Source organism: Variovorax sp. P1_G12 (assembly GCF_056405555.1).
The window spans coordinates 98,082-115,041 of sequence record NZ_JBFUBW010000014.1 but is presented as its reverse complement, the minus strand read 5'-3'; the positions used below and the strand labels follow the sequence as shown (position 1 = coordinate 115,041).

Annotated in this window: 15 protein-coding genes; 1 reads left to right on the top strand and 14 read right to left on the bottom strand. The window is 68.0% G+C overall.

What is annotated here, in order from left to right; all coding sequences use genetic code 11:
- Window positions 1-93 precede the first annotated feature (93 nt).
- Entirely contained in the window at window positions 94-1,797 is a 1,704-nt protein-coding gene (locus AC1D2O_RS17870; RefSeq protein ID WP_478157641.1) for an acyl-CoA dehydrogenase family protein, read from the top strand.
- A gap of 101 nt (window positions 1,798-1,898) precedes the next feature.
- On the opposite strand, the gene AC1D2O_RS17865 is transcribed toward AC1D2O_RS17870, so the two are convergent.
- The 14 genes from AC1D2O_RS17865 to AC1D2O_RS17800 form a co-directional block, all read right to left on the bottom strand.
- Window positions 1,899-4,022, bottom strand: a complete 2,124-nt coding sequence (locus AC1D2O_RS17865) for a 3-hydroxyacyl-CoA dehydrogenase NAD-binding domain-containing protein (RefSeq protein ID WP_478157640.1) — start codon at window positions 4,020-4,022, stop codon at window positions 1,899-1,901.
- Window positions 4,023-4,039: 17 nt separating this feature from the next.
- Complete coding sequence (locus AC1D2O_RS17860; RefSeq protein ID WP_478088042.1) at window positions 4,040-5,245, bottom strand: acetyl-CoA C-acetyltransferase; 1,206 nt, start codon at window positions 5,243-5,245, stop codon at window positions 4,040-4,042.
- Window positions 5,246-5,265: 20 nt separating this feature from the next.
- Window positions 5,266-6,420 carry an acyl-CoA dehydrogenase family protein gene (locus tag AC1D2O_RS17855; protein WP_478088044.1) on the bottom strand — a complete coding sequence of 385 codons (1,155 nt, stop codon included), beginning with the start codon at window positions 6,418-6,420 and terminating at the stop codon, window positions 5,266-5,268.
- Window positions 6,421-6,526: 106 nt separating this feature from the next.
- Entirely contained in the window at window positions 6,527-7,201 is a 675-nt protein-coding gene (locus AC1D2O_RS17850; RefSeq protein WP_478088046.1) for a nucleotidyltransferase family protein, read from the bottom strand.
- A 1-nt stretch (window position 7,202) separates the two neighbouring features.
- Window positions 7,203-8,090, bottom strand: a complete 888-nt coding sequence (locus tag AC1D2O_RS17845) for an XdhC family protein (protein WP_478088048.1) — start codon at window positions 8,088-8,090, stop codon at window positions 7,203-7,205.
- A gap of 32 nt (window positions 8,091-8,122) precedes the next feature.
- Complete coding sequence (locus tag AC1D2O_RS17840) at window positions 8,123-9,289, bottom strand: vWA domain-containing protein (RefSeq protein WP_478088050.1); 1,167 nt, start codon at window positions 9,287-9,289, stop codon at window positions 8,123-8,125.
- Window positions 9,286-10,203, bottom strand: a complete 918-nt coding sequence (locus tag AC1D2O_RS17835; RefSeq protein WP_478088052.1) for an AAA family ATPase — start codon at window positions 10,201-10,203, stop codon at window positions 9,286-9,288. The genes AC1D2O_RS17840 and AC1D2O_RS17835 overlap by 4 nt, the downstream gene beginning before the upstream one ends.
- A gap of 7 nt (window positions 10,204-10,210) precedes the next feature.
- Entirely contained in the window at window positions 10,211-10,849 is a 639-nt protein-coding gene (locus tag AC1D2O_RS17830) for an SRPBCC family protein (protein ID WP_478088054.1), read from the bottom strand.
- A gap of 24 nt (window positions 10,850-10,873) precedes the next feature.
- Window positions 10,874-13,288, bottom strand: a complete 2,415-nt coding sequence (locus AC1D2O_RS17825) for an aerobic carbon-monoxide dehydrogenase large subunit (protein WP_478088056.1) — start codon at window positions 13,286-13,288, stop codon at window positions 10,874-10,876.
- A 67-nt stretch (window positions 13,289-13,355) separates the two neighbouring features.
- Window positions 13,356-13,847 (bottom strand): (2Fe-2S)-binding protein, encoded by a 492-nt coding sequence (locus AC1D2O_RS17820; protein WP_478088058.1) that lies wholly within the window; start codon window positions 13,845-13,847, stop codon window positions 13,356-13,358.
- Window positions 13,848-13,878: 31 nt separating this feature from the next.
- Window positions 13,879-14,742 (bottom strand): FAD binding domain-containing protein, encoded by an 864-nt coding sequence (locus tag AC1D2O_RS17815; RefSeq protein WP_478088060.1) that lies wholly within the window; start codon window positions 14,740-14,742, stop codon window positions 13,879-13,881.
- A 179-nt stretch (window positions 14,743-14,921) separates the two neighbouring features.
- Window positions 14,922-15,698 carry a PAS domain-containing transcriptional regulator gene (locus AC1D2O_RS17810; RefSeq protein ID WP_478088062.1) on the bottom strand — a complete coding sequence of 259 codons (777 nt, stop codon included), beginning with the start codon at window positions 15,696-15,698 and terminating at the stop codon, window positions 14,922-14,924.
- Between the two features lie 108 nt (window positions 15,699-15,806).
- On the bottom strand, window positions 15,807-16,484 hold the full coding sequence (locus AC1D2O_RS17805) for a hypothetical protein (protein ID WP_478088064.1): 678 nt from the start codon (window positions 16,482-16,484) through the stop codon (window positions 15,807-15,809).
- Window positions 16,481-16,939 carry a universal stress protein gene (locus AC1D2O_RS17800; protein WP_478088066.1) on the bottom strand — a complete coding sequence of 153 codons (459 nt, stop codon included), beginning with the start codon at window positions 16,937-16,939 and terminating at the stop codon, window positions 16,481-16,483. The genes AC1D2O_RS17805 and AC1D2O_RS17800 overlap by 4 nt, the downstream gene beginning before the upstream one ends.
- Window positions 16,940-16,960 lie beyond the last annotated feature (21 nt).

Here is a 16,960-nt window from a genome sequence, read left to right as displayed (position 1 = left end):
CTGGCTGCAGCCGAACGGCCATGGCCCTCGAGAAAAGCCACGCGTGCGTTTCTTCGAGGCGGCATCATATCTTTTACTCAACAATTAATTACCATGAACTACCTGAAAGAATTCGATCCGGCCTTGTTGCCCGCCAGCGACCCCTTCTACGCCAACACCCACGCGGTGCTGAACCAGACGCGTGAACTGGCGGACTACAACCTCTATGCCGGCGATTGCGTGCTGATGGATGCCGTGAAACGCGAGGGCGGCGCCTGGGGCGTGGACGACCTGCAGCGCTTCGGCGCGCTCACCGGAACTGCGGACTATCTGGAACTGGGTGTCCTGGCCAACAAGCACCTGCCGGAATTCGATAGCCACGATCGCTTCGGCGCCCGCGTGGATCTGGTGGAATTTCATCCGGCCTATCACAAGCTGATGAAAACAGCCATTGAAGAAGGCCTGCATGCTTCGCCCTGGGCTGATCCGCGACCCGGCTCCCATGTGGTGCGGGCGGCCAAATACTATATGCAGACCGAAGTGGAAGTCGGTCATTGCTGTCCGGTCACGGCGACCTTTGCGTCCATACCGGCGCTCCGCTTGCAGCCGGATCTGGCTGCCCTATGGGAACCGAAAATTCTCGCCCGATCCTATGATCCGCGCAATGTCACAGACAGCCAGAAGCAGGCCGTGACCATTTCGATGGCGATGACTGAAAAGCAGGGCGGCACGGATCTGCGCGCCAATACAACGAAGGCCTATCCGATCGGCAAGGAATCCGGCGCCGAAGCCTATGTTCTGGTGGGGCACAAATTTTTCTCGTCGGCACCGATGTGCGACGCCTTCCTGGTCCTGGCCCATGCCCCGGGCGGATTGACCTGCTTTTTGCTGCCTCGCTGGAAGCCCAATGGGGAAAAGAACCCGATTCAAATTCAGCGATTGAAGAAGAAAATGGGCGGCCGCTCCAACGCCTCGACTGAAATCGAGCTGCGCGGCGCCCTGGCTTGGCGCGTGGGCCCCGAAGGCCGAGGCGTGCCGACCATTATCGAAATGGTTGCCATGACGCGTTTCGACTGCATGATCGGCTCATCCGCCGGCATGCGGCGAGCCGCCGCTGAGGCGCTGTTTCATTGCAAGAACCGCGCCGCCTTCGGGAAGACCTTGGTCGACCAGCCGCTGATGCAAAACGTGCTGGCCGACCTGGCGCTCGAATCGGAAGCGGCAACCATGATGTCGTTCCGCATGGCGCGCGCCATGGACCATCGTGATCAGCCCAGCGAGGACGGGCTCGTGCGCCTGGTCACCGCCATCGGCAAATACTGGATCTGCAAGCGCACGCCACACCACGCCTATGAGGCGATGGAGTGCATTGGCGGCAGCGGCGTCATGGAGGACTCCCCGATGCCGCGCCTCTACCGCGAGGCGCCGATCAATGCCATCTGGGAAGGCCCGGGCAATGTTCAATGTCTCGATGTCTTGCGTGCCCTCAACAAGACGCCGGGCTTGCTGGAACTGTTTTTCGACGAAGTGGGCGAAGCAGCCGGCCAGAGCAGAATACTCGGCGACTACGTGAGCGAGTTGAAAAAGGACATGCATGCCCTGCGTTCGGACCCCGTCGCGATGGAATTCTCTTCCCGCCATCTCGTCGACCGGATGGCTTTGGCATTGCAGGCCGCGCTGTTGACTCGGCACTCGACGGGAAACACCGCCGATGCGTTCTGCCATTCGCGCCTTGCCGCAAAGGGGCAGCATCAGTACGGAACACTGCCTTACGGCACCGATTGCAAAGAGATCATTCAACGTGCCATGCCGCTTTGACGGCCCTTTCCGCTGCTTCACGCGGCGGAATTTGACGCTTCCAGGCGCCAGACCCACTTCGCCGATGCGCCCAGGAGCAACCGGCGACAGCGGGCCTGGGCTCACCTCCGGTAGAAGCTCTCGCCCTTGGCCGCCATGTCGCGCAGCAGCTGCGGCACGGCAAAGCGCTCGCCGTGCCGGGCCTGAAGGGCCTCGCACCGGTCGATGAAGGCGGGGATGCCGGTCGTGTGAATCTGGCTGATCGTGCCGCCGCGAAAGGGCGGGAAGCCCCAGCCCAGCAGCGAGCCCACATCGGCATCGCGGGCGGTGGTCAGCACGCCCTCCTGCATGCAGCGCGCGGTCTCCACCGCCTGCACGGTGACGATGCGCTGCACCAGTTCCTCCACGCCGGGCTGCTCCGCCGCAGGCGGGAAGCATTCAGCCAGCCCCGGCCACAAGAACTTCTTGCCGCTTTCGGGGTACTCATGGAAGCCCCTGCCGGCTTTCTTGCCGATGCGGCCCAGCGCGACCATCTGCCGGGCAACGGCCATGCCGGCCGGCTCGCGATACGCATCGCCCAGGTCCGCGCGCGCTTGCTTGTCGACCTTGACGCACAACTCGGCGCTCACCTCGTCGGTCAGGGCCAGCGGTCCCACCGGCATGCCGGCCAGGAGGCCGGCGCTCTCGATCAGCGCGGGGTTGATGCCTTCGGCCAGCATGGCCATGCCCTCGAGCACATAGGTCGAGAACACCCGGCTGGTGTAGAAGCCACGCGAGTCGTTGACGACGATGGGCGTCATGCCCACGGCCTTGATGTAGTCCAGCGCGCGGGCCAGGGTCTCGTCGCTGGTCTGCTTGCCGATGATCACTTCGATCAGGGGCATCTTTTCGACCGGCGAGAAGAAGTGCAGGCCGATGAAGCTGGCCGGCCGGCTGCTCGATTCGGCCAGGCCGGTGATCGGCAGGGTCGAGGTGTTGGACGCGAAGATCGCGCCACTTCCCATCACGGCCTCGCTCCTGCGCGTCACGTCGGCCTTGATGGCGCGATCTTCGAACACCGCCTCGATGACCATCTCGACCCCGTCCAACTGCGCATACTCGGTGGTGGCGACGATGCGGCAGAGCAAGGCCTCGGCCTTTTCCCGAGTCGTCTGGCCGCGTGCCACCTGCTTGTCCAGCAGCTTGCGCGAGTAGTCCTTGCCGCGTTCGGCCGCCTCCTGGCTGGTGTCCAGCAGCACGGCGACGATGCCGGCCTTGGCAGTCACATAGGCAATGCCCGCGCCCATCATGCCGGCGCCGAGAATGCCGACCTTCGTGTACCTCTGGGTCGGCACGCCGGCCGGGCGCGCGGCCAGCTTGTTGGCCTCGCCCATGCTGTAGAACAGCGTGCGGATCATGTTCTTGGCCTCGGGCGACAGCACGGTGGCGACGAAGTAGCGCGCCTCGGTCTTCGTGCCGGTATCGAAGTCGGTGATCAGACCTTCGTAGACGCAGGACAGGATGTGGGCCGGCGCCGGGTAGTTGCCGAAGGTCTTGGCGCGCAGCATGGCGTTGGCCGCGCCGAAGAGCTGCTGCACGGCCGGGCTCTGTACGGCGCCGCCCGGAATCTTGAAGCCTTTCGTGTCCCAGGGCTGGGCCACCGGCGCGGTCTGCGCCAGCAGCCAGTCGCGCGCGGCCTGGATCTCGCTGCCCGCAGCCACGACCGCATGCAGAATGCCCAGCTTCAGCGCCTCGGCGGCCTTGAGCTTCTTGCCTTCCAGCAGCAGCGGCAACGCGTTCTGGATGCCGATCAAGCGCGGCAGACGCTGGGTGCCACCGCCGCCCGGCAGCAGGCCCAGCGTGACTTCGGGCAGGCCGAAGCGGGCACGCGCGTTGTCGGCCGCCACGCGGTAGTGGCCGGCCAGCGCGATCTCCAGACCGCCGCCCAGGGCGGTGCCCGGCAGGGCCATGGCCACGGGCTTGCCGCAGGTCTCGAGCTTGCGCAGCGCGGCGTGCAGCTCGCGCGTGCGGCCAAACAGCGCTTCGGCGCCGTCGGCGGCCAGCAGCCATTCGAGGTCGCCGCCGGCGAAGAAATCGGACTTGGCCGAGGTCATCAGGATGGCCTTGACCGCGCCGTCGGACGCGGCCCTGTTGACCACTTCGGTCAGCGCCGCGCTGCTCTCGCCGTTGATGACGTTCTGGCTGCGGCCGGGCATGTCCCAGCTCAGTGTTGCGATGCCTTGTGCGTCGAGGGTGTAGTCGATCATGGTGGGGAGGTCCTCGTTCAGACGCGTTCGATGATGGTGGCGATGCCCATGCCGGCGCCGACGCACAGCGTGGCCAGGCCGGTGGACAGGTCGCGGCGCTCAAGCTCGTCGAGCAGGATGCCGAGAATCATGGCGCCGGTGGCACCCAGGGGATGGCCCATCGCGATGGCGCCGCCGTTGACATTGATCTTGTCGTGCGGCACGGCCATCACCTCCATGAAGCGCAGCACCACGGCGGCGAAGGCCTCATTGAGTTCCCAGAGGTCGATGTCGGAGGCCTTCATGCCGGCGCGCTTGAGCGCCTTCTCAGCCGCGAAACTCGGGCCGGTGAGCATGATGGACGGCTCGGAGCCCACGGTGGCGAAGGCGCGGATGCGGGCGCGGGGCTTGAGGCCGATGCGCTCGCCGACGGCACGGTTGCCGATCAGCACGGCGGCCGCGCCGTCGACGATGCCGGAACTGTTGCCGGCATGGTGCGTGTGTTCGACGCTCTCCATCTCCGGATAGCGCTGTCGGATCACGGCATCGAAGCCGAATTTCTCACCCATGTCGCCGAAGGATGCCTTCAGCGCGCCCAGCGAGTCCACGCTGGTTTGCGGGCGGACGGTCTCGTCGCGGTCCAGGATCAACAGGCCATTGAGGTCGCGCACCGGAACGACCGACCTGGCGAACCAGCCCTGCGCCTGCGCGTGCGCCGCGCGACGGTGGCTCTCGGCCGCGTAAGCGTCCAGCATCCGGCGCGAGTAGCCCGACTGGGTCGCGATGGCATCTGCCGAAATGCCCTGCGGCACGAAATAGGTCGGAATGGCCGAACGAGGGTCGACCGGCCAGGCACCGCCGTCCGAGCCCATGGCCAAGCGCGACATGCTCTCCACGCCCCCACCCACGGTCAGGTCGGCCTGGCCGGACATCACTTGCGCGGCGGCCTGGTTGACGGCCTCCAGGCCCGAGGCGCAGAAGCGGTTCACCTGCACGCCGCCAACGCGCTGATCGAAGCCGGCCGCCAGGGCCGCCGCGCGGGCGATGCAAGCGCCCTGCTCGCCCACCGGCGTCACGCAGCCCAGGACCACATCGTCGATCACGGCGGTGTCGAGCTGGTGGCGATCGCGCACCGCGCGCAGCGCGCAAGCGGCCAGTTCCAGCGGCGTCACGCCGTGCAGCGAGCCATCCTTCTTGCCCTTGCCGCGCGGGGTGCGCAGGGCGTCGTAAACGAGTGCTTCCATCTTTTTTCCTTCGTGTGAATTCAGAGCGTGCGGCTGATCAGCTCTTTCATGATCTCGTTGGTGCCGCCGAAGATGCGGTGCACGCGCGCATCGGCCCAGGCGCGCGCGATCGGGTATTCGCGCATGTAGCCGTAGCCGCCGTGCAGCTGCACGCATCGGTCCATCACCTTGAACTGCAGCTCGGTGACCCACCACTTGGCCATCGAGGCCGTCTCGGCCGTCAGCTCGCCGGCCACCTTCAGTTCGATGCAGCGATCGACGAACACCTGGGCGATCTCGAGCTCGGTCTTCATCTCGGCCAGCTTGTGCGCCACGGTCTGGAACTCGGCGATCGACTTGCCGAAGGCCTTGCGGTCGCGCACGTACTGAAGGGTCCAGCCCAGCGCCGCGCGCGCCGACGCGGCGCTGCTGATCGCGATCTGCAGGCGCTCCCAGGGCAGCTCCTGCATCAGGTAGCCGAAGCCGCGGCCCTCCTCGCCCAACAAGTTGCAGGCCGGCACACGCACGTTTTCGAAGAACAGCTCCGACGTGTCCTGCGCGTCCATGCCCATCTTGTGCAGGCGCTTGCCCTTGACGAAGCCGGCCATCGTGGTGTCGACCACGAACAGGCTGATGCCCTTGGAGCCGGGGGCGCTGGTTGGGGTCTTGGCCACGACCACCACCAGGTCGCAATGAAAGCCATTGGTGATGAAGGTCTTGGAACCGTTGAGGATGTAGTGGTCGCCGTCACGCACGGCAGTGGCCTGGATGCCTTGCAGGTCCGAGCCGGTGCCGGGCTCGGTCATCGCGATGGCCCCCACCATCTCGCCGCTGGCCAGCTTGGGCAGGTAGGTGCTCTTCAGGTATTCGCTGCCATGGTGATGAATGTAGGGCGCGACGATTTCTGAATGCACGCCGAAGCCCAGGCCCGTGGCGCCGGCGCGGAACTGCTCTTCGAACAGGATGGCGCTGTAGCGGATATCGACGCCCACACCGCCGTACCGCTGCGGCAGGCTGGGGCACAGATAGCCCGCCGCGCCGGCCTTGCGCCAGATCTCGCGGTCCACATAGCCCTGCTCTTCCCAGTGAGCGTGGTTGGGAGTGACCTCCGTCTCCATGAAGCGACGCACTGCGTCGCGGAACATCTGATGGTCTTCTTCGAAAAGTGTGCGTGCAATCGTCACTGGGGCGCCCATGGAAACACCGATCAACAATAGGTCGCATGACCCATTGGCGCAATTATGGGTCATACGACCTATTTGTCAATGCACGGTCTTGTCCAGGGAAGCGAAAGACAGGGATTCAGGCGGCCGCCAGTGCGGCGGGCCAGCGCAGCATGTGGCCGGTGCGCTTCGCGAAGCGCTCGAGGTCTTCCGGCGTGTCGATGTCGACGCGGTAGCGCTGGTTGTCGGTGTCGAGCCAGTGCACCCGCTCGGGATGGGTCTCGCGCCAGCGGCGGCAGGCGCCGTTGACATCCCCGGCCAGCCACTGGTCGCGCAGCTCGGCCTCGAAGATGACCGGGTTGCCGGGCTCGCCGGCCACGCGCGGCACCACCATCGACGCCTCACCGCGCTTCTTGAAGGCGCCGATCAGCGCCGTGATGTCCTGCGCATTGATCATCGGCTGGTCGGCCAGCGCGACGACCACCGCGTCGAGCTTTCCCGTGAGGGCCTGCAGGCCGGTGCGCACCGACGAGGCCTGGCCGTCGTCGGGCGACGGGTTGCGCGCCAGCGTCACCGGAAATTCGCGCACCGCCGCCTCGATCGCTTCCGCATGGTGGCCCAGCACCACGACCACCTCGTCGACGCCCGCGCCCGACAGCGCGATCAGCTGGCGCCGGATCAGCGGCACGCCGCCGAGTTCGAGCAGCGACTTGGGCCGTCCGCCGAGCCGGGTGCCGGCGCCCGCGGCCAGCAGCACCGCACCCACGGCGAGGCGCGCATGGAGCCCGCCGCCGCCCTTGAGGATGCAGCCCATGTCAGCCTCCGCAGCACGGCGAGCGGGCCGGCAGCGCGGCGACCGGCCTGTCGTCGGCCCAGGCCTCTTGCGTGGCGCAGAGCGTTGGGGCCGCGGCGGACCGGCGCCGATTCGCCACCACCGCCGCCAGCACCGACAGCGCGATCTCCTCCGGCGTCGATGCCGAAATCGGATAGCCCGCCGGTGCCACGATGGCGGCCACGGCGGCGGCATCGGCGCCCGCGGTGATCAACGAATCCTTCAACACCCGGGCCTTGCGCGCGCTGGCGACGAAGGACACCTGTCGCGCGTTCAGCGACAGCGCCAGCCCGAGCGCCTGCAGATCGCGGCGCCCCTGCGTCGCGATGACGATCCAGGCGCCGGCCCCGATCTGCGGGCCCACGGTGGCGACGTCGTCGCGGTCGATGACCCGGCAGGCATCGGGGTGGTCCGCCGCCTGCGCGCCCTGCGCCACCAGCGTCACCGCGAAGCCGACGCGCGGCCCGAGCTGCACCAGGCTGGCCGCCACCGGCGAATTGCCGATCACCACCAGTTCTGCGCGCGGCAGCAAGGGGTCGACGAACAGCTCCAGCGTGCCGCCGGAATGGCAGGCCATGCCGAACTCGAGCACGTCGCCCAGGTCGCGTTCGTGGCCCTCCTCGGCCGGCGCGATGCGGATCAGCCGGGCCCGCCCGTCGGCCAGCGCCTGGCGCACGGTGCGGATCACCGCCGGCTGCGCGCAGCCGCCGCCGACCCAGCCCTGCATCTCGCCGTCGGCGGTGACGACCGCCTTGTCGCCCGGATGCGCGGACGCGGGCGGCAGCGCCTTCACGACGCTGACCAGCGCACAGGGCGTGCCGGCCTGCTGCAGCCGGCGCGCGGCCTCGAGGACGGTGTCTGCGTGGCTCATGTCATCTTCTCCTTCAGGGGGATGCGGGCGATTCAGCGCAGATGCTTCGCGAGATCGGCAAGATCGCTCAGACTGTTGAGACGCGAGAAACCGTCCACAAGTTCGCGTTGCGCCATCACCGCCTGCATCGCCTGCGATGCCGGCGGCGCCTCGGACGGATGGAACCAGTGCACCCGTGCACCGCGCGCGCGCACGCGCGCCAGTTCCTGCGCCAGCCGTTCCGGTGGATCGGCATCGAAGCCATCGGACAGCACCCAGACGCGCGCGTTGCGCTGAAGCTGTGCGCGCGCATGCACGGCGTGGAAGTCGGCCACGCTGGTGGCGATGCGGGTGCCGCCGCCGAAGCCGGCCGTGACGGCGTTGATCTTCTCCTGCACCGCGGCCGAGTCGCTGCGCAGCAGCGGCGTGACCTCGGCCAGCCGCGTGTGGAACACGAACACCCGCGCGTTCATCGCGGCGACGAAGGCGCGCGCGATGCGCAGGAACAGCTGGGCATGGGTCTCCATCGACCGGCTGACATCCACCAGGATGAAGAGCCGCGGCCATTCCCGCCGCGCGGCGCGCCATGCCGGATGGATCGGCAGTCCGCCCGTTCGAAGGCTGGCGCGCAGCGTGCGCCGAACATCGAGACGGCGCCCCTGCGCATCGTCCTGCCAGCGCCGCGTCAAGCGCTTGCGCAGCCGCCGCGCGATCCGCTCGGCCAGGCTCTGCAGCAGCGCGAGGTCCTGCGGCAGCCATTGCGACAGCGAGCGGTCGTGCAATGCGTCGGTGCGGCTGGCGCCGCCCCTTGCGCGTGGCAGCGCCGGCTCGTCCTCGGTCACGGCCGGCCTGTCGAGCGCGGTGTCGGCCTGGCCAGGCCGCGCCGAAGGCATGCCGCCCTCCATGCGCTCATGCAGGCTCTGCACCACCTGCTGCAGGCTGCGGCTCGGCCGCGTCTGGCCGCCGACCCGGGTGCGGCCCCTGGCGCGCTGCGGATGCCAGTAGCCGTCGAACAGCTCGGGCCAGCGCCGCCAGTCGTTCGCGTCGTGGCAGGCGATCGCGCGCCAGGCCGGGTCGAGTCGCGCCGCCCGCGCGAGCGGCAGGCGCAGCGCCGCCTCGACGAAGGCCTGCTGCTCGGCAATGCCGACCTTCATGCCATGGTCGCGCAGCAGCGCGGCGAACCCGGCGATGCTCTCCAGCGGACTCGCCACGGTGTTCATGTCGGCGCCACCGTCGATGGCGGTGCCTTCTCGGCGACGCCGACCGCGCGCCGCCCTTCGATCAGCTGCCGCACGCGATCCTCGCCGAACTGGAAGCGGTCCTCGCGCGTCTTGAGCAGGCAGGCCAGCGTGGCGCCGAGCGCATGCGGATCCTCGGGCAGCGCCTTGAAGCTCAGGCGATGCAGGGCGCGCACCCAGTCCAGCGTCTCGGCCACGCCCGGCTTCTTGGCCAGGTCCTCGCGCCGCAGCCGCTGTACGAAGACCACCGCCTGCTCGATCAGCGCGCTCTCGGCATCCGGCAAGGTGGCGCGCACGATCGCGATCTCGCGCGCCAGGCTCGGATAGTCGAGGTAGTGGTACAGGCAGCGCCGGCGCAGCGCATCCGACAGCTCGCGCGTGCCGTTGCTGGTCAGGACCACCTGCGGGATGTGCCTCGCATGCACGGTGCCGAGTTCGGGCACTGTGATCTGGTAGTCGGCCAGCACCTCGAGCAAAAAGGCCTCGAAGGCCTCGTCGGCGCGATCGATCTCGTCGATCAGCAGCACGCAGGGCTGCTCGCTCGAGATGGCCTGCAGCAGCGGCCGCTCCAGCAGGTAGTCGCGTGCGAACAGGTCGGACTCCTTGAGCCCCTCGGCCCGGGTCTCGCCAAGGCGGATCGCCAGCAGCTGGCGGCCGTAGTTCCACTCGTAGGCGGCCTGCGACAGGTCCAGTCCCTCATGGCATTGGAGCCGCACCAGCGCCTGTCCGCGCGCCCGCGCCAGCGCGCCGGCCAGCGCGGTCTTTCCGACGCCGGCGTCGCCCTCGATCAGCAGCGGACGCTCCAGTTCGCCAGCCAGCCACAGCGTGGTCGCCAGGCTCTCGTCGGCGATGTAGCCGGCGCGGTGGAGCGACTCTCGCAGCTCGGCATCGGTCATGGCGGGCTCAGGCACGCCTGCCGAACAGGCCGGCCACCCAGCCCTTGACCAGTTGCCACAGGATCGCGAGCGCGTTGATCTCCTTGGCCTCGGCAGGCGCGGGCGCGGGGGCGTCCCCCGCCCGGACCGGCGCGGTGGCGGCGGGCTCGACCACGGTCGCCGCAGTGGTGGTCGCCGCCTGCGGCTGCGGCAAGGCCGCCGCCGCCAGACGGAAGTTGTCGACGAACTGCCCGAGCAGCATCTCCGACACCTGCACCATCAGGCGCCCGCCGAACTGCGCGAACTTGCCGTTGACGATGACCTCGGCATGGCCCGCCAGCACCGACGTACCGGGGGCCTCGCCGGCTTCGATCGTGGCCGTGAGATTCATCGATGCCGACGATCCGCCGCGGTCCGAACCCTTGCCCAGCAATTGCAGGGTCTGGCTCGCCGCGTCGAGCGCGAGCACTTCGATGTCGCCGGCGAAGGCCGCGTTGGCCGGCCCGACCTTGACCTTGACGCTGCCCTTGTAGTGGGTGTCGTCAACTTTCTCGGTGATGGCCGCGCCGGGCATGCAGCCGGCCGTGGCCGGCACATCGGCGAGCAGCGTCCAGGCGCGCCGGGGGTCGACGTCGAGCGGATAGCGTTTGTCGAGTTTGACTTCCATGTGTAGACGGTCCGGTGCAGCGCCTCAGAGCGCGACGCCGCTTTCCTTGAGCTGCTGCCAGACGCGGTACGCGCTGTGCGGCATGACCATGTGCCTGACGCCGAGGTGCGCAAAGGCATCGACCACCGCCGAAGTGAAGGTCGGGATCGACCCGACGTGCGGCGATTCGGCCACGCCCTTGGCGCCCAGCGGGTGGTGCGGCGACGGCGTCACGGTGTGGTCGGTCTCCCACTTCGGCGTCTCGACCGCGGTCGGCAGGAAGTAGTCCATCAGCGTGTTGCCCAGCAGGTTGCCCTGGGCATCGAAAGGCATCTGCTGGCCCATCGCGACCGCGTAGCCTTCGGTCAGCCCGCCGTGGATCTGGCCTTCGATGATCATCGGGTTGATGCGCGTGCCGCAGTCGTCCAGCGCATAGAAGCGCCGCACCTTGGTCTCGCCGGTGCCGCGGTCGATGTCGACCACGCACAGGTAGACGCCGAACGGGAAGGTGAAGTTCGGCGGGTCGTAGTAGTGCACCGCCTCGAGGCCCGGCTCGAGCCCCGGAGGCGCCTGGTGGTAGGCCGCCCAGGCGATGTCCTTCATCGACTTGAAGCGCGCATCGTCGCCCTTGACCTTGAAGCGGTCGATCTCCCAGTCGAGGTCGTTCTCGCCGACCTCGAGCAGGTGGGCGGCGATCTTGCGCGCCTTGGCATGGATCTTCCGCGCGGCCATCGCGATCGCCGCGCCGGCCACCGGGGTCGAGCGCGAGCCGTAGGTGCCCAGCCCGTAGGGCGCGGTGCTGGTGTCGCCCTCCTCGACCTGGATCACTTCCGACGGAATGCCGAGCTCGGTCGCGATGATCTGCGCATAGGTGGTCTGGTGGCCCTGGCCCTGCGTGATCGTGCCCATGCGCGCGATCGCGCTGCCGGTCGGGTGGATGCGGATCTCGCAGCTGTCGAACATGCCGACGCCGAGGATGTCGCACATCTTGCTGGGTCCGGCGCCGACCACTTCGGTGAAGGCGACCAGGCCGATGCCCATCAAGGTCGGGCAGGCCGGATCGGCCCGCTTGGCCGCCTGTTCGGCCCGCAGCCCCTTGTAGTCGCAGGCCGCCAGCACCTTGTCGAGCGCGCCCTGGTAGTCGCCCGAGTCGTACTCGAAGCCGAAGGCCGAGGTGTAGGGGAACTGCTCCTTGCGGATGAAGTTCCTGGCCCGGATCTCGGCCTTGTCGATACCGAGCTGCTGCGCCAGGATATCGACCAGGCGCTCGATGACATAGACCGCCTCGGTCACGCGGAACGAGCAGCGGTAGGCCACGCCGCCGGGCGCCTTGTTGGTGTACACGCCCTTCACGCTGCACCAGGCCGCAGGGATGTCGTAGGAGCCCGAGCAGATGTGGAACATGCCCGCCGGGTACTTGGTCGGATCGGCGCAGGCGTCGAAGGCGCCGTGGTCGGCGACCACGTTGACGCGCAGGCCGAGGATCTTGCCGTCTTGCGTGGCGGCGATCTCGCCGTCCATGTGGTAGTCGCGGGCGAAGGCGGTGCTCGAGATGTTCTCGATCCGGTCCTCGATCCACTTCACCGGCTTGCCGAGCACGATGCTGGCGACGATCGCGCAGACATAGCCCGGATACACGCCGACCTTGTTGCCGAAGCCGCCGCCGATGTCGGGCGAGACGATGCGCACCTTCGACTCCGGGATGCCCGACAGCAGCGACACCACGGTTCGCACCACGTGCGGCGCCTGCGAGGTCATGTACGTCGTGAGCTCGCCGCGGACCGGATCGAACGAGGCCACGCAGCCGCAGGTCTCGAGCGGGCAAGGATGCACGCGCGGATAGTAGATGCGCTCGGCCACCGTGACCGGCGCCGTGTCGAAGGCAGCGTCGGCCGCGGCCTTGTCGCCCGCCTCCCAGGTGAAGATGTGGTTCGGATGCTCGCGCTTGCCGTGCGCGCCTTCGGTCTTGCCGGCCAGGTCTTCGCGCAGCACCGGCGCGTCGGGCGCCAGCGCGGCGTAGGGGTCGAGCACCACCGGCAGTTCGTCGTACTCGACGATCACCGCCTCGACGCCGTCGGCGGCCGCGTAGCGGTCCTCGGCGATCACGACCGCGACTTCCTGCATCTGGAAGTGCACCTTCTCGTCGGCCAGCACCGCCTGCACATCGCCGGCCAGGGTCGGCATCCAGTGCAGCTTGAGCGGCTTCAGGTCTTCGGCCGTGAGCACCGCGATCACGCCGGGCACCTTCAGCGCCTCGCTCTTGTCGATCCTGCGAATGCGTGCATGCGCGACCGGCGACCGCACGATGTCCATGTGCAGCATGCCGGGCATCTTGATGTCGTCGACATAGTTGCCCTTGCCCTGGATGAAGCGCGCATCCTCCTTGCGCAGGCGGCTGTCGCCCATGCCCTGCAGCGCAGCGGCGCGCTCCAGCAGCGCCGGATCCATCGGGGCGTTCATTGGACCCCCTTGGCGCTACGCGCCGTCCCCCCAAGGGGGAATTCGCCCTTCGGGCGGCCGTGCGTGCTCATGCGGCCACCTTTTCGGTTTGCCGCAGCTTCGCCGCCGCGTGCAGCACCGCCTTCACGATGTTCTGGTAGCCGGTGCAGCGGCACAGGTTGCCGCCGAGGCCGGCGCGCACTTCCTCGTCGGTCGGATTCGGGTTCTCCTGCAGGAAGCGGTACGAGCGCATGAGCATCCCGGGCGTGCAGAAGCCGCATTGCAGGCCGTGCTCCTTGTAGAAGCCTTCCTGCACCGCATGCAGAAGCGGGCCCTGGGCCAGGCCCTCGACGGTCAGCACTTGCGAACCATCGCACTGGATCGCCAGGTGGGTGCAGCTCTTGACCGACTGGCCGTCCAGATCGACGGTGCAGGCGCCGCAATGGCTGGTCTCGCAGCCGATGTGCGCGCCGGTCAGGCCGCAGTCCTCGCGCAGGAAGTGGATCAGCAGCGTGCGCGGCTCGACCGCCTTCTCGAGGCGCTTGCCGTTGACGGTGATGTGGATGATCTGCTTGCCCATGGGTCGGCTCCTTGGTTCTTCCTGATCGCGCCTAGGCGCAGCGCGACAGCGCCACGCGCAGCGCGCGCTGCACCATCTGGCCGGCCATCGCAGTCTTGTAGTCGCGGTCGCCGCGCAGGTCCTCGGCGGGGTCGCAGATCGCCATCGCACGCGCGGCGGCATCGGCGATCGCGGCTTCGGTCAGCGGCTTTCCGAGCAGCGCGGCTTCGGCGTCCGTGGCCCGCAGGGCGGTCGGCGCCAGGTTGGTCAGCGCAATGCGGATGTGGCTCACGTTGCCGCCGTCGATCCGCAGCACCACCGCCGCCGCCGCGGTGGCCCAGTCGCCGGTCTTGCGCTTGAGCTTCTGGTAGGCATGGCCGGTGCCGGGCGCGAAGGCCGGCATGCGGATCGCGGTCATCACCTCGTCCTCGGCCATGTCGGTCATGTAGGTGCCGTGGAAAAAGCCGTCGGCCAACACCCGCCGCGTGCCCTTCGGCCCTTCGAGCTCGAACACGGCGTCGAGCGCGAGCGACAGCGCCGGGTGGTCGTTGCCGGGGTCGCCATGCGCGATGTCGCCGCCGATGGTGCCGCGGTTGCGCACCTGCGGGTCGGCGATCTGCTTCGCGGCCTCGGGCAGCAGCGGCAGCTTCTGCTGCAGCAAAGGCGAGTGGATCAACTCGTTCTCGACCGTCATGGCGCCGATCACGATGGTGTCGCCCTCTTCGCGAATGCCGCGCAGCGTCTCGATGCGGTTCAGGTCGATCAGGTGCGCCGGCTGCGCGAAGCGAAGCTTCATCATCGGCAGCAGGCTGTGGCCGCCGGCCAGCAGCTTGGCGTCGCTGCCGTACTGCCCGAGCAGTGCGATCGCGTCGCCGACCGAACGGGGCGCGTGGTAGTCGAATCCGGATGGGATCATTGTTCTTGTCTCCAGTCGAAGGGGTGCCTGGAGAACTTAGAACCAGACGCATCCGCCGAACGGGTCCGGCGCACGAACGAGCGCTTGGGACGCACGAATGGCAGCGCTGCGCGCATGAACGGCGGGCGCCGGATCGCCGCTACGGGTTATCCCCAATCCGCGGCGCGGCGCGCTGCCGGTCAGTTTCTCAGGGTGTCGACCTCGCCGATCCCGAGCTGTTCGAGCAGCCGGGCGACGCTCGTGCGCGCCACCGGCAGCGCCGTGGATTCGCCGCGCAGCTTCAGGCTGACCCTGCCTTCGTCGCGCAGGATCTGCTCGGCGAAATCGAGGTTCGCGAGGTAGCTGCGATGGATGCGAAAGAAGGACGCACCGTCGAGCCGCTCCGCCAGGTCGCTGATGTTGAGATTGCAGAAGCTCGAGCCCTGCGCCGTGCTGACCCAGGTGTAGTGGCCTTCCGAGCGGATGTACGTCACCGCCTCCACATCGACCAGCACGATGCGGTTCTGCGAAACGGTCGGGATCTTGTGCAGCTGCCGCTTGGCGGGCGCGGGATGCTCCGCAGCGGGGCTCCCCGGTGTCATCGCCAGCGCCGGTTCATTTCCGCTCACCTGTTCGGTGATGTCGTAGAAGATCAGCGTGTAGCCGGTGGTATCGCCGTGCAGGTCGGACAGCTTGGTCACCTTGATCAGCAACACCCGTTCCGGGATGTTGATGATCATGGTCATCGGCGGCGGGTTGCTGACCGGGCACTCGGCCTGGTCCAACAGGAACTTCACCTTGGCCACGGAGCGCTCGGGGTGAAAAGACAGCACCATCTTCTCGAACGGCTGCTTGTCCTCGACCGGCAGCAGACGCCGGGCCAGGCTGTTCATGGCGATGACCCGAAGCTCGCTGTCGAGCTGGACCACGCCAGGATCGAATCGTTCCAGCAGATAGAGCGGACTGCGCACGAGCATCTGGGTCTCCAGCGGCGTGTGATCCGCCTTGGCACGATTGGATCACTGTTTGCTGCGCTGCGCATCGGATCCTGCCGGCCGTGACGCCTTCCCCTCGGTGCCAGTGGTTCAACCTCCGAGCGCCATGATCGCGGCCACCAGCGCGATGCCAAGCCCGGCCATGATGAACCCGACCCTCCAGCTTCCGTAGCCCGCGTAGCGTCCGAGAGCGAGCCCGCCGACGAACAGCATTGCCAGCGCGATGGCACGGGACAAGGTCTTGGCGATGCCGACGTCCTGCATCAGCACGAAGGGCAGCACCACCGGAAAGGTCGACGCGACCACGAGCAGGAAGATCGCGATCGCGGCGAGCAGGTCGTCCTTGAGAACAACCGGCCGCGCCGGCACGGACGCCAGCGCGAGGATGCGCCCGCGAACGGCTTCGAGTTCGGCCTCCATCATGAACTTCGCCCCGACCCGCGACAGGGCGTCCGAGATGAGGCGGCGACCGATTTCCGCGTCCGCGGTCGCGCGAACGGAGCGCACGAGCGTGAGCCACCGGCCGCGGTCGGTGACCGTGCGCACCAGGTACATGACCGCATCGACCAGGCCCCAGGCGAGGTTGCATCCCAGGGCGGCGGCGAACATCTTGCGGATGTCCTCGCGCCCGGACTCCGCCACCGACACGGCGCCCACGAAGGAAAGCGCCATGAACAGGCCGAACAGCAGTTCCGACACGCGGTCCACGGGACTCAGCACCGGTGTGCGCGCCGCGGTGGCGACGCCGTCGACGTCTTCTTCGATCATGGCTCTTCTCCGCCCGCTGCCTGGACCAGCAGCACCGGCACATTCGCGACCCGCAGGACCTGCTCCGCATCGCTGCCCCACAGGATCCGCTCGATGCCTCGGCGACCATGCGTGCCGATCACGATCAGGTCGGCGTGCCAGTCCGCCGCCTCGTCCGCGACCATTTCCGACAATGCACCGGTCAGCGAACTGAGGAGCTTGGTCTCGGTCTTGGCGCCGCCGCGTTCGGCGCGATCGCGGGCCTCCCGAAGCAGCTGTTCGCCGGCTTCCTTCATGCCCGGCAGCAGCTCCGAGAACGAGGCGGTCGAGGCGTAGCCGGTGGTCCGCCTGAACTTGTTGAGGACATGGACGAGGCGCAGCGTCGCACCGTCTCGCAAGGCCATGCGAACGGCCTCGTCCAGCCCCTGCAACGAGGTCTCGCTTCCGTCCAGTGGAACCAGAATGCGTTGGTACATGAGAGCTCCTTCCGTCGGGTG

Coding starts and splice junctions, on each gene's coding strand:
- AC1D2O_RS17860 (WP_478088042.1), bottom strand. CDS start 5,245: ATGGAAGCACTCGTTTACGACGCCCTGCGCACCCCGCGCGGCAAGGGC.
- AC1D2O_RS17805 (WP_478088064.1), bottom strand. CDS start 16,484: ATGATCGAAGAAGACGTCGACGGCGTCGCCACCGCGGCGCGCACACCG.
- AC1D2O_RS17810 (WP_478088062.1), bottom strand. CDS start 15,698: ATGCTCGTGCGCAGTCCGCTCTATCTGCTGGAACGATTCGATCCTGGC.
- AC1D2O_RS17845 (WP_478088048.1), bottom strand. CDS start 8,090: ATGAGCCACGCAGACACCGTCCTCGAGGCCGCGCGCCGGCTGCAGCAG.
- AC1D2O_RS17815 (WP_478088060.1), bottom strand. CDS start 14,742: ATGATCCCATCCGGATTCGACTACCACGCGCCCCGTTCGGTCGGCGAC.
- AC1D2O_RS17800 (WP_478088066.1), bottom strand. CDS start 16,939: ATGTACCAACGCATTCTGGTTCCACTGGACGGAAGCGAGACCTCGTTG.
- AC1D2O_RS17855 (WP_478088044.1), bottom strand. CDS start 6,420: ATGGGCGCCCCAGTGACGATTGCACGCACACTTTTCGAAGAAGACCAT.
- AC1D2O_RS17865 (WP_478157640.1), bottom strand. CDS start 4,022: ATGATCGACTACACCCTCGACGCACAAGGCATCGCAACACTGAGCTGG.
- AC1D2O_RS17830 (WP_478088054.1), bottom strand. CDS start 10,849: ATGGAAGTCAAACTCGACAAACGCTATCCGCTCGACGTCGACCCCCGG.
- AC1D2O_RS17850 (WP_478088046.1), bottom strand. CDS start 7,201: ATGGGCTGCATCCTCAAGGGCGGCGGCGGGCTCCATGCGCGCCTCGCC.
- AC1D2O_RS17840 (WP_478088050.1), bottom strand. CDS start 9,289: ATGAACACCGTGGCGAGTCCGCTGGAGAGCATCGCCGGGTTCGCCGCG.
- AC1D2O_RS17820 (WP_478088058.1), bottom strand. CDS start 13,847: ATGGGCAAGCAGATCATCCACATCACCGTCAACGGCAAGCGCCTCGAG.
- AC1D2O_RS17870 (WP_478157641.1), top strand. CDS start 94: ATGAACTACCTGAAAGAATTCGATCCGGCCTTGTTGCCCGCCAGCGAC.
- AC1D2O_RS17825 (WP_478088056.1), bottom strand. CDS start 13,288: ATGAACGCCCCGATGGATCCGGCGCTGCTGGAGCGCGCCGCTGCGCTG.
- AC1D2O_RS17835 (WP_478088052.1), bottom strand. CDS start 10,203: ATGACCGATGCCGAGCTGCGAGAGTCGCTCCACCGCGCCGGCTACATC.